Origin of the sequence: Bifidobacterium polysaccharolyticum, assembly GCF_016101585.1 — a bacterium.
Taxonomy (GTDB): Bacteria; Actinomycetota; Actinomycetes; order Actinomycetales; family Bifidobacteriaceae; genus Bombiscardovia; species Bombiscardovia polysaccharolytica.
Genome location: NZ_JACFQG010000002.1, coordinates 221,098 through 235,606, shown reverse-complemented (window position 1 = coordinate 235,606; position 14,509 = coordinate 221,098). Strand labels below are relative to the sequence as shown.

At 64.3% G+C, this 14,509-nt stretch carries 12 protein-coding genes and 1 tRNA gene; 12 read left to right on the top strand and 1 reads right to left on the bottom strand.

Going from position 1 to position 14,509, the window contains the following annotated elements; genetic code table 11:
• Nucleotides 1-107 precede the first annotated feature (107 nt).
• The 3 genes from H3T90_RS04190 to H3T90_RS04180 are packed head-to-tail and all read left to right on the top strand — an operon-like array spanning nucleotide 108 to nucleotide 3,839.
• On the top strand, nucleotides 108-1,448 hold the full coding sequence (locus H3T90_RS04190) for a homoserine dehydrogenase (RefSeq protein WP_198229692.1): 1,341 nt from the start codon (nucleotides 108-110) through the stop codon (nucleotides 1,446-1,448).
• The gene (gene thrB / locus H3T90_RS04185; protein ID WP_198229873.1) at nucleotides 1,448-2,500 is read left to right on the top strand and encodes a homoserine kinase; all 1,053 of its coding nucleotides are present in this window, start codon (nucleotides 1,448-1,450) and stop codon (nucleotides 2,498-2,500) included. The genes H3T90_RS04190 and thrB overlap by 1 nt, the downstream gene beginning before the upstream one ends.
• Entirely contained in the window at nucleotides 2,490-3,839 is a 1,350-nt protein-coding gene (locus H3T90_RS04180) for a Maf family nucleotide pyrophosphatase (RefSeq protein ID WP_198229691.1), read from the top strand. The genes thrB and H3T90_RS04180 overlap by 11 nt, the downstream gene beginning before the upstream one ends.
• Nucleotides 3,840-3,861: 22 nt before the next feature.
• Here H3T90_RS04180 and H3T90_RS04175 read toward each other — a convergent pair whose 3' ends face one another.
• A complete protein-coding gene (locus tag H3T90_RS04175) occupies nucleotides 3,862-4,806 on the bottom strand; it encodes an AEC family transporter (protein ID WP_046323896.1) in 945 nt (314 codons plus the stop codon).
• A gap of 143 nt (nucleotides 4,807-4,949) precedes the next feature.
• Here H3T90_RS04175 and dapE point away from each other — a divergent pair, with 143 nt between their 5' ends.
• The 9 genes from dapE to secE all read left to right on the top strand — a co-directional run bounded on the left by dapE (nucleotide 4,950) and on the right by secE (nucleotide 14,484).
• The gene (gene dapE / locus H3T90_RS04170; protein ID WP_198229690.1) at nucleotides 4,950-6,179 is read left to right on the top strand and encodes a succinyl-diaminopimelate desuccinylase; all 1,230 of its coding nucleotides are present in this window, start codon (nucleotides 4,950-4,952) and stop codon (nucleotides 6,177-6,179) included.
• A 236-nt stretch (nucleotides 6,180-6,415) separates the two neighbouring features.
• A complete protein-coding gene (locus H3T90_RS04165) occupies nucleotides 6,416-9,070 on the top strand; it encodes an Rne/Rng family ribonuclease (protein WP_198229689.1) in 2,655 nt (884 codons plus the stop codon).
• A 154-nt stretch (nucleotides 9,071-9,224) separates the two neighbouring features.
• A complete protein-coding gene (rplU, locus tag H3T90_RS04160; protein ID WP_024626855.1) occupies nucleotides 9,225-9,533 on the top strand; it encodes a 50S ribosomal protein L21 in 309 nt (102 codons plus the stop codon).
• A 32-nt stretch (nucleotides 9,534-9,565) separates the two neighbouring features.
• A complete protein-coding gene (gene rpmA / locus H3T90_RS04155) occupies nucleotides 9,566-9,817 on the top strand; it encodes a 50S ribosomal protein L27 (protein WP_015022457.1) in 252 nt (83 codons plus the stop codon).
• Nucleotides 9,818-9,948: 131 nt separating this feature from the next.
• Nucleotides 9,949-11,628 carry a GTPase ObgE gene (obgE, locus tag H3T90_RS04150; protein WP_198229688.1) on the top strand — a complete coding sequence of 560 codons (1,680 nt, stop codon included), beginning with the start codon at nucleotides 9,949-9,951 and terminating at the stop codon, nucleotides 11,626-11,628.
• Nucleotides 11,625-12,767, top strand: a complete 1,143-nt coding sequence (gene proB / locus H3T90_RS04145) for a glutamate 5-kinase (protein ID WP_198229687.1) — start codon at nucleotides 11,625-11,627, stop codon at nucleotides 12,765-12,767. The genes obgE and proB overlap by 4 nt, the downstream gene beginning before the upstream one ends.
• 43 nt (nucleotides 12,768-12,810) lie before the next feature.
• Nucleotides 12,811-14,019, top strand: coding sequence for a pyridoxal phosphate-dependent aminotransferase (locus H3T90_RS04140; protein ID WP_198229872.1), 1,209 nt, complete (start codon nucleotides 12,811-12,813; stop codon nucleotides 14,017-14,019).
• Nucleotides 14,020-14,139: 120 nt separating this feature from the next.
• Nucleotides 14,140-14,215, top strand: a tRNA-Trp gene (locus H3T90_RS04135).
• A gap of 44 nt (nucleotides 14,216-14,259) precedes the next feature.
• Entirely contained in the window at nucleotides 14,260-14,484 is a 225-nt protein-coding gene (gene secE, locus H3T90_RS04130) for a preprotein translocase subunit SecE (RefSeq protein WP_046323894.1), read from the top strand.
• Nucleotides 14,485-14,509 lie beyond the last annotated feature (25 nt).

Genomic DNA, 14,509 nt, shown 5'->3' with positions numbered 1-14,509 from the left:
GCCTCGCCCCCGGATGGAACCAGCCGCTGGGGTAGGGGTGTCGGATTGGCTTTCTAAGATGGAGCAACACCCGGAGACAGGCCCCGTTGGGGCGGATGGAGGACCATATGCCTGAACGCATGCAGCAGCAGGAGGCCGTCAGGCCCATCCGCGTAGCACTTCTGGGGGCTGGGACCGTGGGCTCACAGACTGCCCGCCTCCTGGTGGAGCAGAGCCAGGATCTGGCCAGTCGAGTGGGCCGTCCCCTGCAGCTGGTAGGTATCGCCGTCCTTCATCCTGACAAGGTCAAGGCTGATTGGATTGATCCGTCCCTACTGACCACAGACTCAGCCGGCCTGGTCACCCGGGCGGACATCGTCATCGAACTGATCGGCGGGATCGAGCCGGCCCGTACCCTGCTGCTCAAGGCTATCGAGTCCGGCGCCAGCGTGGTTACCGCCAACAAGGCCTTGCTGGCCCAGCACGGCCCTGAGCTCTACCGGGCCGCCGAAGAGCGGGGCGTCGACATCTACTTCGAAGCAGCTGTGGGCGGAGCCATCCCCATCGTGCGGCCCCTACGCGAGTCCTTGGTGGGCGACGGCATCACCAGCCTGGTAGGCATCGTCAACGGGACCACCAATTACATTCTGGATGAGATGACCACCAAGGGTCTTCAATTCAATCAGGCCCTGCACGATGCCCAGGCCAAGGGCTTCGCTGAGGCGGACCCCACTGCCGATGTGGACGGGCTGGATGCGGCAGCCAAGGCCGCCATCATGGCCACGCTGGCCTTCCACACCGATGTACGCCTGGATGATGTCCCCGTAGAGGGCATCCGCGCCATCACCGCCGACGATATTGCGGCCGCACAGACCGAGCACAGGGTCATCAAGCTTCTGGCTGTGGCTGAACGCGGGGAGCAGGGCATCTCCGCCCGGGTTTACCCGGCGCTGATTCCCGACAGCCACCCTCTGGCCTCGGTCCATGGCAGCTTCAACGCGGTCTTCGTCACCGCCAAGGCCGCCGACGATCTCATGTTTTACGGTCGGGGTGCCGGCGGAGCGCCCACAGCATCAGCCGTTGTGGGGGACGTGGTCACCGAGGCACGCCACATCGTCCAGCATGGCATGGGTCCGGGAATCCCCATGTACGCCAACATCCCCATGGCCCCGCTGGATGCATCCCGGGCCGCCTTTGCTGTCCGCTTTCTGATCCACGACAAGCCTGGCGTGCTGGCGGCCATCGCCCAGGTCTTCTCCGAGGCAGGCATCTCCATCAACGGAGTCAATCAGGACATCAAGCCCACCCTGCATGACCCGGGCTACAGCGGCGAGATCCAGCAGTTGCGCGTGGTCACCCATCTGTGCGACGAGGTGACCCTGCGGCAGGTGGTTCAGCGAATCTCCACCTTCGACTCGGTCACCGGGCAGGCCTCTATTCTGCGCGTCTTCGATCGGCAGGCCCAATGATGACCGTTGCCACAGAGGGCCCATCTACTGTCCGGGTGCGTGTGCCAGCCACCAGCGCCAACCTGGGTTCGGGTTTCGATGCAGTCGGTCTGGCGCTGAACTACCATGACGAGATCGTCTTCACCCGTTCCGTTGACCCGGGCGACACCACCGCCTATGTCGTCATCAAAGGCGAGGGAGAGCGGACCCTGCCCCGAGACGAGACCCACCTGGTTGTTTCCGCATTCCGGCGGGCCTGCCAGGTCTTTGGACTGCCACGGTTCGGCTTCATTATGAGAGCCGTCAATCGTATCCCCCAGGCCAGGGGGTTGGGATCCAGCGCTGAGGCCATCGTGGCCGGGATTGCGGCTGCTGCTGCCTTCGCCCACGCCGGTCCCTTGCGCCGTGATGCCGTATTTGCACTGGCTGCCCAGATCGAGGGGCATCCCGACAACGTGGCGCCTGCCGTTTACGGGGGACTGACCGTCTCCTATGATTTGGCCACTGGCGAGGGGGTGGGTTCCCTGCCCATAGCCGGGGGCGCGCCCTTGGAAGGCGGCTACCATACCCTGCGCTACAAGGTGGACCCGGCCATCAAGGCCACGGTTTTCATTCCCGGCGCCCATCTGTCCACACAGAAGGCCCGACAGGCCCTGCCCAACAGGGTGCCTTACGCGGATGCCGTCCACAACCTTTCTCGGGCGGCCCTGATTCCCGGCGCTCTGAACCCAGGGTCACTAGATGACCTGGGGACCGAGACGATCGGGCAGGCTGCCGAAGCTAACTCCTTGCTCTTTGTAGCTACCCAGGATCGACTCCATCAGCCATACCGGGCCGGGCTCATGCCGTCCTCCACCAAGCTCCTGCAGCTCCTTCGTCGTCAGGGCTATGCGGCGGCCGTCTCTGGGGCTGGACCCTGCATTATCGTCCTGCACTACGGGGATGCCGAAAATGAGTTGCGGACCCTTGCCAGGGACTATCTGGATTCCGGTCGCTGGCGGATCCTGTCCTTGGACGTGGACTGCCAGGGGGTCCAGGTGGAACGGGACCAGGAAGGCAATCGTGAACACTGAAGACAGGCATATCCCGCTGATCCTGGCATCATCCTCTCCATCCAGGCGGCGGCTTCTGGTCCAGGCCGGCATTGACCCCATCATTCGACCCTCAAAGGTCGATGAGCCGGCTGTGCTGGCTGAACGGGCCCGTAAACTGGGTTGTCGCCTGGATGACCTGGATGTGCGCGAACGGGTCAGCGTCTTGGCTGAGGCCAAGGCTTCGGCTGTCCAAGCGACCTTGGATGCCGTGAAGGATGCCGAAAGACGATCCCGGGGCGATCTGGTCACGTTCAGGCCTCTGAGCCAGGGTGATTCAGGTGCATCCTCCCGGGATCCCATGAGCCAGGTCATTGGGGCCTGGGGCGGGATGATCGGCGCCGGACGCGGGCCCCTCCTGTTGGGGTGTGACTCGCTGTTCAGTATGGACGGGGCTGTCATGGGCAAGCCTCACAAGCCAGAACATGCTATGGAGCGGTTGATGGCCATGCGTGGCCAAACAGGTACCCTGGTCACCGGTCACTGTCTGATCGATCTGGCCACCGGACGAAAGGTCCGGGCGGTCAGCAGTGCTCAAGTGACCTTCGGAGACTATGACCGGGCATCCATGCAGGCCTATGTAGCCACAGGCGAACCCCTTGAGGTGGCTGGATCCTTCACCTTGGAGGGATTGGGCAGCGCCTTCATCCAGGGCATCGAGGGTGATCCCAGTGGAGTGATGGGATTGAGTATGCCCACCCTGCGCGCCCTGGCCCAGGAGCTGGGCGTCTCCTGGCCTGACCTGTGGGCCGAACGAGTCATGCCCAAGCGGCAGCAGACCGCCAGATCGACGCGTGGCCCTGAGGGAATGGTCGCTCCCGTGGAGAACGTCCATCAGCCTGGCGACGGGTGGGTGGACTGCGCCTGCGGCAAGCGGCACTGGGGGCTCAACGGGGCTGCCGGCGTTTTGTTGGCCCGGCGTGATGCCCGTACAGGTGTGCCGGTCAGTGTGCTTCTGCAGCATCGGGCCCGCTGGAGCGCTGAGGGCGGCACCTGGGGTGTGCCGGGCGGCGCCATATCCGACGGGGAAAATCCCTTGGAGGGCGGCCTGCGCGAGAGCTATGAGGAAGCCAACATCCGCCCGGAGGACATTCAGGTGGTGGGCTCCTACCTGGAGGACCACGGCCCCTGGGGTTACACGACCATACTGGCCTTCGAGCGTTCCGGCCACCAAGTCGATCCCCGCATGAATGACGATGAGAGCATTGCCCTGGAATGGGTGGACCTGGACAAGGTCGCGGACCTGCCCCTTCTGAAGGCCTTCGGACAGGACTGGCCGCACTTCAGGCAACGCTTGGAGGTTCTGGCAGCCGAAGGCTGAGTAGGCAGCCTGCCTGGGCGCATCAGCTCAGGAGCAGAGCAACCAGAGCGATGATCACGGGCGAGGTGATCGTGCTCAACAGGATGCCGTCCCTGGCGAAGGTGGTTCCCACCTCGTAGCGGGCGGCGTAGTTGTAGACGTTCTGGCCGGTGGGCAGGGCCGCCAGAACCACGCACCCGTACAGCTCCGCCCCGCTGAAGCCCATCATGAACCGGGCCAGCAGGTAGGCGATCATCGGCATGACCAGATTCTTCAGGATCACCGCACAAAGGGTGGCACGACGGTCAGTGCCCCGGCCCATGGGTCGCGAACCCCGGAGGGACATGCCGAAGGCCATGAGGATCATGGGCACGGCCGACTGCCCAATCATGTCGATGGGCTTGTAGACGAAGTCAGGGATGACGAAATGGCCGGCCTGGGCGCTAATGGCCGATATCACTATGCCGCCTATGGAGCCGATGAGGATCGGCTGCTTCAGGGGCTGTTTGAGGATGGTCTTGACCGAAAGCTTGCCAGAGGTGGTCGCGTCCAGAACGGTCAGCCCGATTGGGGTGAAGAGGGCCTGTTGCATGACCAGGATAGGGGCCACCAGTGTGGGATTGCCCAGAATATAGGTGGCTACAGGCAACCCGATGTTATTGGAGTTCAAATACAGGGAGTCGAGAGCGCCGATGGTGGCTTCGGCGGCCGGCAGGTGGAAGCTGGTCGCATTCAGGGCCACGAAAAGCAGACCCACGGCCGCCGCCGACAGGAAGGCCACGATGATGCTGGGGTGGAAGATTACCGACAGCTTCTGCTTGGAGAGGATGGCGAACATCAGGCAGGGCGTTGACACAAAGAATGAGTACTTGTTCAGTACCAGCTGGGCTGTGGGACCGCCTACATGGAAGCGGGCGGCCACATAGCCCACGGCGATGACCACGCCGATGATGAAGAACCCCTCCATGGCGCTGAGCAGTCCAGGCACTCCGGCATCCTCCTCGTCTCGCATGGTGGACGGCGGCCTCCCAGGCGGAGTGCCACCGCTTCCGTCGCCCCCATTGTGCCACCAGGACCTCATGCTTGCGGCTGCAGGTCCATCTGCGATTCCCGGCCCGCTAGCATGGCACTATGGCCAAGAACACACAGACGGATATTGATCTTCTCGCCGGCACCCGGGGGGTTGAACCTGCCCAGTCCTTGGCAAGGATACTGGAGTCCATGACCGCCCTGCCTTCGATCAGCGGCCAGGAGGGCGCCCTGGCTGATGCCGTACAGAGGGCCCTGTCCTCACGAGCCGACCTCTTGGTCCAACGGTTGGGAGATACGGTCGTGGCCTCCACCCAGCTGGGCCGTCCCCACCGCATCGTTCTTGCCGGGCATCTGGACACCGTGCCCGTGGATGGGAACCTCCCCCCGCGCTGGCTGGAGCCCGGCGACCCGGACATCCGCGCCGACCTGGCCGCCACCCACCCTGGATCCCGGGTGCTGTACGGCAGGGGCTCCGCCGACATGAAGGCCTCGGATGCCGTCTTTCTTCACCTGGCGCTCACCCTGCAGGAGCCGGTCTATGACCTGACCTTCGTCTTCTACGACCATGAGGAGGTCCAGGCCGATCTGAACGGGCTGGGCCGGGTGGTGGCCGCCCACCCTGACTGGGTGCAAGGTGATTTCGCCATCATCGGCGAGCCAACCGACTGCACCATCGAGGCCGGCTGCAATGGAACCATGCGCTTCGACCTGATCACCCACGGCACGGCGGCCCACTCCGCCCGGGCCTGGATGGGTAGCAATGCCATCCACGCGGCCGCGCCCATTCTGGATCGGCTGGAGCAGTACCGTCCGGCCACGGTGCGGGTGGACGGCCTGGACTATCGGGAGGGGCTCAACGCCACCATGATCGAGGGCGGCCTGGGCACCAACGTCATTCCCGACCGCTGCCGGGTGCATGTCAACTACCGGTTCGCCCCCGACAAGAGTCTGGCCCAGGCCAAGGAACTGATGATGGGGCAAGGGACAGGCGCTGAGCTGGGCAATGGCGAGCATATGGCCCGCGGCGGGGTCTTCCAGGGGTTCTCGGTACGCATGTGCGACGAATCGCCAGCGGCCCGTCCTGGACTGGATTCGCCCTGGGCGAGTTCACTGGCGGACCTGGTTGCCCGGACCACGGGCCAGCAGCCTCGTGCCAAGCTGGGGTGGACAGATGTGGCCCGATTTTCAGCCCTTGGCCTACCAGCCGTCAACCTGGGCGCAGGGGACCCCCTACTGGCCCACAAGGCCGACGAACAGGTGCCCCTGGATGACCTGGTCCGGCTGGAAGCAATACTGGTCGAGTGGCTCAATGGACCTGAAGACCGCTGATCTGTGACATACTAGATGGCGGTGGTTCTGCCTGACCACTTGCAGCGTAGGCGTTGATCCCCCCGGACGGAGACCCAGTGACCCGTGTGGGCGTCGGTGTCCGCCTGCGTCAGGAAGACTTTTTGCCAAGGCGTTTCGATCGGGCGTACGCAGGTGCGCGGTTGCAGTGAGAGTGCAGCGTGAGGACGGATCGGGACCGTGAGAGCGGCGCGAGGCGGCGTGCCGCAAGGAGCATTGTGCCCGAAAATACGAATGAGGATACCAAGGATAATCGGTCCGCCATCAGTGATGGGCAGGGGCGGCAGGTTGAAGAGACTGCAAGTTCCGGCACTCGTCGCCGCTCCGGACGGCGTGTGGTCAGGGTGGCCGGCGCGGCCGGTGCCGACGTGCCTGTGAAGGTCGAGGCCGAGAAGCGCAAGACCTCCCGCAAGGCCAAGGAGGAGGAGGACGAGTCCAAGCCCTCCGCCACCCGTCGCCGCCGCACCCGCAAGCCCAAGGAGGATCAGGCTGCCGATCAGAGCGTGCAGGACCATTCCAGCCAGGATGCCCAGGAAGACGAGAGCGAGTCCAAGCCGGCCAGGACGACTACTCGTCGTCGCAGCCGTACTACTGCCCGCCGACGCACCGAGGAGCATGCCCAGGAGGGCGAACCTGATCAAGACCGTCAGGAACGTGCCCTTGAGGCTGTGGAGGCTCTGACATCGGGGCTCAGCCAGAGGACAGACCGGAAGACTGAGGAGCAGGATGAGCGTCCGCGTGCCGCCCGCACCGCCCGTCCCCGTCCTATGACGTCGTTGCTCTTCCAGGAGCCCGTTATACCCGTCTCCAGGCCTGAGCAGAATGAGCGCGACGAACGGGATGAGGAGGACGAGGATGCCGAACAGTCATCCAAGCCCTCCCGCCGAAGCAAATCCAGGAGCACCTCGGAGGGCGGTTCACGCCGTTCCCGCAGGCTCAATGCCGAGGAGCGCAGGGCCGCCGACGAGGTGGAGCGCATCGAGGAGGATCTGGATCACGAGGGCATAACCTTCGTGGTTGACGAGGACCAGAATGAGTCCGGCACTCGCACTCGTCGCCGCCGCCGTGCCAAGAGCGATGATGAGGGCTCTGACAAGTCCGTTTCCACTCGCCACCGTCGCGGGCACGAGCAGGAGAAGGACAAGGATGACGAGGACGAGGCCCCGCTGACTCGTCGCCGCCGCCGTCGCAGAGGCTCCAAGTCCGCTGAGGGCGAGTCAGAGGAGCCCAGTACCCGCCGCTCGCGCAAACAGCAATATATTGACGAGATCACCGACGTGGAGGGCTCCACCCGCTTGGAGGCCAAAAAGCAGCGCCGGCGGGACAACCGCCGCGAACGCTCGCGTCAGTCCCAACTGGTCGAGCAGGACTTCCTGGCCCGCCGCGAAAATGTCAACCGTCTGATGGTGGTGCGCGAAAAGGAGCACCACACCCAGATTTCGGTCATCGAGGATGACATCCTGGTCGAGCATTACGTCTCCGACATCCAGGAGGTCTCCACCGTAGGCAACATCTACCTGGGCCGGGTTCAGAACGTCCTGCCCAGCATGGAGGCCGCCTTCGTGGACATCGGCCAGGCCCGCAACGGCGTGCTCTATGCCGGCGAGGTCAACTGGGACTCCACCCGTCTGGAGGGCCAGCCCCGCCGGATCGAACTGGCCTTCAAATCCGGCGACCCTGTGCTGGTCCAGGTCACCAAGGACCCCATTGGCCACAAGGGTGCACGGCTGACCTCGCAGGTCACGCTGGCCGGCCGCTTCCTGGTCCTGGTGCCCTCGGGCGGCATGACCGGCGTCAGCCGCAAGCTGCCCGACCGCGAGCGTTCCCGTCTCAAGAGCATCGTCTCCAAGGTGGCCCCCAAGGACATGGGCGTCATCATTCGCACCGCGGCAGAGGGGGCCAGCGAGGAGGCCCTGACCAAGGACCTGGAGAACCTGCAGCGTCAGTGGGGCAAGATCGAGGACAAGCGCAAGGAGTTCCTGCACGGCAAGCGTCCCAAGCTTCTGCAGGGCGAGCCGGACGTGGCTATCCGCGTGGTTCGAGACATCTTCAACGACGACTTCGCCAAGCTGGTGGTCCAGGGCGAGGGGGTCTACGAGAGGGTCCGCAACTACCTGGAGACCATGGCCCCCGACCTGGAGGAGAAACTTGAGCACTGGGACCCGGCCGAGCACCAGGGCAAGGATGTTTTCGATCGCTGGAGCATCGACAGCCAACTGCGCAAGGGCATGGAGCGCCAGGTCTACCTGCCCTCCGGCGGCTCCCTGGTCATCGACCGCACCGAGGCCATGACCACCATCGACGTGAACACGGGCCGCTTCATCGGCAAGGGCAAGTCGCTGGAGGAGACGGTGACCCGTTGCAACCTGGAGGCTTCCGAGGAGATCGCCCGTCAGCTGCGCCTGCGCGACATCGGCGGCATGATCATGATCGACTACGTGGATATGGTCATGCCGGCCAATCGCGACCTGGTCCTGCGCCGCTTGGTCGAGTGCCTGGCCCGTGACCGCACCAAGCACCAGGTGGCCGAGGTCACCTCCCTGGGCCTGGTGCAGATGACCCGCAAGCGGGTGGGCCAGGGTCTGGTCGAGGCCTTCTCCGAGGAGTGCCCCACCTGCCATGGCCGAGGCTTCATCCTCCACGACAAGCCGACCATCTCCGCCTCCTATGCCGATCCATACGCGGTCAAGGGCGGCGACCCCTTCGTCAAGACCAACAAGCATGGGCACGGCTCCTCTTCCAAGGAGACCTTGTCCACCGGCTCGACCCCTGCAGTCAAGGCCAAGTTGGCCAGGATCGCTGCGGCGGCCCAGGCGGCGTCGGACGAGGACGATGCCCAGGCTGAGACGGCGGATGTCGCCAAGGAGTCATAAACTGAATTCGTTTTGTCGGCGGAGCAGGCACATTTGACGACGCGGTGTGTTTGCTTCTATACTGGTTAGCTGGTGTCTGGACGGGTCCGTCAATCGCATGGCGAGACCCGGATGCCGGGCGCATACAGCTTTGGACAACAGGCAAGGTAGGGCTATGTACGCGATTGTGAAGGCCGGAGGCCATCAGGAGAAGGTCGAGGTCGGTGACCAGATCACGGTCAACCGTCTGGCTGCCAGGAAGGGCGAGTCGGTCGAGTTTCCGGTCGCGCTGGTCGTCGATGGATCCAAGGTGACCATGGCCGCCAAGGATCTGGCCAAGATCTCCGTCAAGGGCGAGGTCGTGGATGACGAGGCCAAGGGCCCCAAGATCAACATCCAGAAGTTCAAGAACAAGACCGGCGTGGCGCGCCGCAAGGGCCACCGCCAGAAGCAGACCGTGGTCAAGATCACGGCCATCGCCTGAGGGCCTAGGTCGAGGTAGGAAAGGAACCAGACATGGCACATAAGAAGGGTGCGTCCAGCTCACGCAACGGGCGCGATTCGAATGCACAGTACCTGGGCGTCAAGAAGTTCGGCGGCGAGGCCGTAGTGGCCGGCAACATCATCGTTCGCCAGCGTGGCACCAAGTTCCATCCTGGCCAGAACGTCGGCCTGGGCAAGGACCACACCCTCTTCGCCCTGACGGACGGAACCGTTCGGTTCGCCAACCGGCGTGACCGCAAGGTCGTTGACGTGCTTACCGCCTGATTGTCCTTTATTGGCATCAGCCAAGGCCATCCCTGTCGTGGGGGTGGCCTTTTTGCATATATGTATGAAGATGCAGGGCATTCAGCTCTCAGGGGCCGCATGTCAGGCCGGATTGAGTACCATGGGCCCCTATGAGCGCATTTGTGGATCAGGTCACCGTCCATGTCAAGGGTGGCGACGGCGGCAATGGGGCGTCCTCCATCCGCCGCGAGAAGTACAAGCCCCTGGCCGGGCCTGATGGAGGCGACGGCGGCCAGGGCGGCTCGGTCATTCTTCAGGCCGATGCCAACGCCACCAGCCTGCTGGACTACCGCTTCCTGCCGCACCGCCAGGCCGAATCAGGCACCATGGGTCTGGGCGGCGACAAGGACGGCAGCCGCGGCCAGGATCTGATTCTGCCGGTGCCTGTGGGCACCGTGGTCTTCACCGCCAAAGGGGGCCAAGGCGAGCGCAAGCAGCCTGGTGAGCGACTGGCCGACCTGGCCCACGTGGGAGACCGGTTCGTTGCAGCCCAGGGCGGCGTGGGCGGCCTGGGCAACCGCTCCCTGGCCACCAAGGCCAGGCGGGCTCCTGGCTTTGCGTTGCTAGGGGATCCCGGGCAGGAGCGCGACCTGGTGCTGGAGCTCAAATCCATCGCCGACGTGGCCCTGGTGGGTTTCCCTAGCGCGGGCAAATCCAGCCTGGTGGCGGCCATGAGCGCGGCCCGGCCCAAGATCGCCGACTATCCATTCACTACCCTGGTGCCCAACCTGGGCGTGGTCCAGGCAGGGGAAAGCCGCTTTACTATGGCCGATGTGCCAGGGCTGATTCCAGGAGCCTCCCAGGGCAAGGGTCTTGGGCTGGAGTTTCTGCGGCACATCGAGCGTACCGAGATTATCGCCCACGTCATCGATTGTGCCACCTTGGAGCCTGATCGGGACCCCATGAGCGACTACCGGGCCCTGGAAGAGGAGCTTTCCCATTATGCCGACCGCCTGGAGCTTCCTCTGGGAGTCATCCCCATGGCCGAGCGGCCCAGGGTGATCATCCTCAACAAGGCTGACCTGCCGGAAGCTCGCGAACTGGCCGAATTTGTTAGGCCTGACTTCGAGGCCCTGGGTCTCAAGGTCTTTGTGGTCTCCACAGCCTCGCATCAGGGGCTTAAGGAACTGGGTTACTACTTGGCCGGTCTGGTGGACCGCCTGCGCGGGCAGCTGCGTCAGCGGGAAGAGGCCAGGCAGGAGGAGCGCGTGGTCATCCGCCCCCTGGAGCGGCGGCGCAGGAGCGGCGACCAGTCCGAGGACTTCACCCTTGAGCGGCATCAGACCCGTTCCGGACAGACCTGGTTCAGGGTCTGCGGAGCCAAGCCCGAGCGTTGGGTCCGCCAGACCAACTTCGACAACGAGGAGGCCGTGGGCTATCTGGCTGACTGTCTAGCCCGGATGGGTGTGGAGGATGCTCTGCGCAAGGCCGGAGCCAGACCAGGTGACGAGGTCCGCATCGGTCCTGGCGACGATGCGGTGGCCTTCGACTGGGATCCGAGTGTGGCGGCCGGCGCCGAAATGCTGGATGGCACCCCCCAGGTGGCCCGGGGTCGTGACCTGCGCCTGGAGGAGAGCCAGGGGCTCAACCGTCGCCGCACCAACAGCGAACGCCGCCGCCAGTACCACCAGATGATGGATGCCCGGCAGGCGGTGCGACAGGTCATGGAGCAGGAACGGCGTCAGGGGCACTGGGCCGACCCCTCCGTGGACGACGATCCCCACGACAGGCAGGGCCTGCTGGGGCGCGGGGACGCGGATGCTGCCAGTTCGGAGGAGGCTGGGCAATGACCGAACGGGAAGGATCTGATGAGGCTGAGATCCGCTCCCGAGTGGCTCAGGCCCGTACCATGGTGGTCAAGGTAGGATCCAGCTCTCTGACCGATCTCCATGGGCACTTGGACCTTGGCCGCCTGCGTTCGCTGGTGGGCGCCCTGGCCTCGGCTGCCGTGAATGGCGCTCGCCTGGTCCTGGTCACTTCCGGGGCCATTGCAGCTGGTTTTGGCACCCTGGGATTCGATGAACGCCCCGGTGATGTGGCCACCCAGCAGGCTACGGCCTCAGTGGGCCAGGGTCTGCTCATGGCTCAGTACGAGACCGCCTTCGCCCGCTATGACCTACGGGTTGGCCAGATCCTGATCACCGCTCGTGACACCACCCATGCCGTCCAGTACCGCAACGCCCGGCGCACCCTCTGCCGTCTGTTGGATCTGGGGGTCATCCCCATCGTCAATGAGAACGATGCCCTGGCCAGCAACGAGATCCGTTTCGGCGACAACGACCATCTTTCGGCCCTGATCGCCAACATTGTCAGTGCCGATGCCTTGGTCCTGCTGACTGATGTGGATGCCCTCTACACTGAACCCCCGTCCCAGCCAGGGGCCCACAGGATCGGCTTTGTGCCGGACGTGGCGGCCATTATGGACCAAGTGGATGCCCAGGGGTCCGTCTCTGGGCTGGGAACCGGTGGGATGTCCACAAAACTGGAGGCGGCGCGGATTGCTGCGGCCTCCGGCATGCCCGTGGTCTTGACTCGCGCCGATCTTGCAGGTCCTGCCCTGGCCGGCGACCGGGTGGGCACCCTCTTCGCCCCCATCCGTCCGCGGGGCTCCTCGCACCGGCTCTGGATCAAGTTCGCATCCCGTCCCCGGGGCGGCTATCTGGTGGATCAGGGGGCCGTCAAAGCTCTGCGCGGTGGTCGGGCCAGCCTGCTGGCAGCTGGTGCCAGATCGGTCCAGGGCGAGTTCTCGGCCGGGGATCCGGTCTGGATTCATGATGAGTACGGTCACCAGGTGGCCAAGGGTCTGTCCGGCTACGATTCCGAGGAGGCTCAGGACATGCTGGGCCTAAACACCAAGGAGCTCCGCCGCCGACTGGGCGCTCACTATGCCCATCCGCTGGTGCATCGGGACTCTCTGGTCCTGGTCTGAGCGCAGCCCTGGGGGTGGCGGGCGGTAGCATGACAGCATGACTATGGCGCAATGGCAGACCCTGAGCAGACGCATAGATGCGGTGGCCCCCAGTGCCACTCTGGCCGTGGATTCGAAAGCCAAGGCCATGAAGGCCCAGGGCATGAATGTCATCAGCTTCGGTGCCGGCGAACCCAACTTTCCCACGCCTGACCACATCGTGCAGGCAGCGGCCCGAGCCTGCCTGGATCCGAGCAACCATCGCTATACGCCCACGGCGGGCCTGCCCCAACTTAAACAGGCCATCGCCGACAAGACCCTGCGCGACTCGGGTTACCGGATCGACCCGGATCAGGTGGTGGTTACCAACGGTGGCAAGCAGGCCGTCTATGAGACTTTTCAGATCCTGTTGAATCCTGGCGATGAGGTCATCATCCCCGCACCCTACTGGACCAGTTATCCACAGATGGTTCTGCTGGCCGGCGGCCGGCCGGTCCCCGTGCTCAGCGGAGCCGACCAGGGCTATATCCCCAGCCTGGAGCAGCTGGAGGCGGCCCGGACCGAGCGCACGCGTGCCATCATTCTCAACGTGCCTGCCAATCCAACCGGGACGGTCTGGGACGACGACCTGGTGGCAGCCGTGGGCCGTTGGGCTGTGGAGCACCAGATCTGGGTAATCAGCGACGAGATCTACGAGCATTTGACCTACCAGGGGGCGCACACCCCCTATCCGGGCGCTCTGGTGCCCCAAGTGCGCGATCAGCTGATTGTGGTTAATGGTGTGGCCAAGACCTATGCCATGACTGGCTGGCGGGTGGGCTGGCTGATTGCCCCCCTGCCGGTGGCCAAGGCGGCCGCCAAGCTTCAGGGACACATGACCTCCAACGTGGCCAACGTCTCCCAGCAGGCGGCCCTGGCGGCCCTGACCGGCGGTTTGGAGGACGTGGAGGCCATGCGGTCGGCCTTCGCCCTGCGTCGGCGGGCCATCGTGGATGCCTTGAACGCCATGCAGGGTGTGACCTGCCCCGAACCCCTGGGTGCCTTCTATGCCTTTGCCGATGTGACTGGCCTGCTGAATCGGCCAGTGGGTCCACAAGGTGCGGTCTGTGCTACCTCGGGTGAGCTGGCCGAGGTCATCCTGGAGCAGATCCAGGTGGCGGCCGTGCCAGGCGAGGCCTTCGGCGCGCCCGGCTGCCTGCGCTTCTCCTATGCGCTGGCCGATGACGACCTGGCCGAGGGCATGCGGCGCCTTGGGGACTGGATCAGCGCCTGATCCGGCTCCTGAGCGAAATGCTATGGTGGCAACACGGTTGGACGCAATCCATCCTTTAGGCTAAACTTGCCATTTGGCGGTTTTTCCTCCCTGTCGAGTAGGCTGGTGGGAAGTTCCGATAGGGAAGTGGCGCAATTGGTAGCGCAACGGTCTCCAAAACCGTAGGTTGTGGGTTCGAGTCCCGCCTTCCCTGCCAAGGCTTGCAGCAGATGATGCAGAACAAACGAAGGATGGATGACCATGGCACAGAAGGATGGGGCTGAGGAAGCCAAGCCGAACTTCTTCATGCGTATCGGGCTCTTCATCAAGCAGGTCATCGATGAGATCCGCAAGGTCGTGACCCCCACGGGCAAGGAACTGGTGGGCTGGTCCGTGGCCGTCTTCATCTTTGTGCTGTTGCTGATGATCTTCGTGACTGCGATGGACTTCGGGCTGGGCAAACTAGCCCTCCTGATATTCGGCTGAGCCGTGACAAGGTAGAAGGTGGAGT

Coding starts and splice junctions, on each gene's coding strand:
- obgE (WP_198229688.1), top strand. CDS start 9,949: ATGAGCGCATTTGTGGATCAGGTCACCGTCCATGTCAAGGGTGGCGAC.
- H3T90_RS04190 (WP_198229692.1), top strand. CDS start 108: ATGCCTGAACGCATGCAGCAGCAGGAGGCCGTCAGGCCCATCCGCGTA.
- H3T90_RS04140 (WP_198229872.1), top strand. CDS start 12,811: ATGGCGCAATGGCAGACCCTGAGCAGACGCATAGATGCGGTGGCCCCC.
- dapE (WP_198229690.1), top strand. CDS start 4,950: ATGGCCAAGAACACACAGACGGATATTGATCTTCTCGCCGGCACCCGG.
- proB (WP_198229687.1), top strand. CDS start 11,625: ATGACCGAACGGGAAGGATCTGATGAGGCTGAGATCCGCTCCCGAGTG.
- thrB (WP_198229873.1), top strand. CDS start 1,448: ATGACCGTTGCCACAGAGGGCCCATCTACTGTCCGGGTGCGTGTGCCA.
- secE (WP_046323894.1), top strand. CDS start 14,260: ATGGCACAGAAGGATGGGGCTGAGGAAGCCAAGCCGAACTTCTTCATG.
- rplU (WP_024626855.1), top strand. CDS start 9,225: ATGTACGCGATTGTGAAGGCCGGAGGCCATCAGGAGAAGGTCGAGGTC.
- rpmA (WP_015022457.1), top strand. CDS start 9,566: ATGGCACATAAGAAGGGTGCGTCCAGCTCACGCAACGGGCGCGATTCG.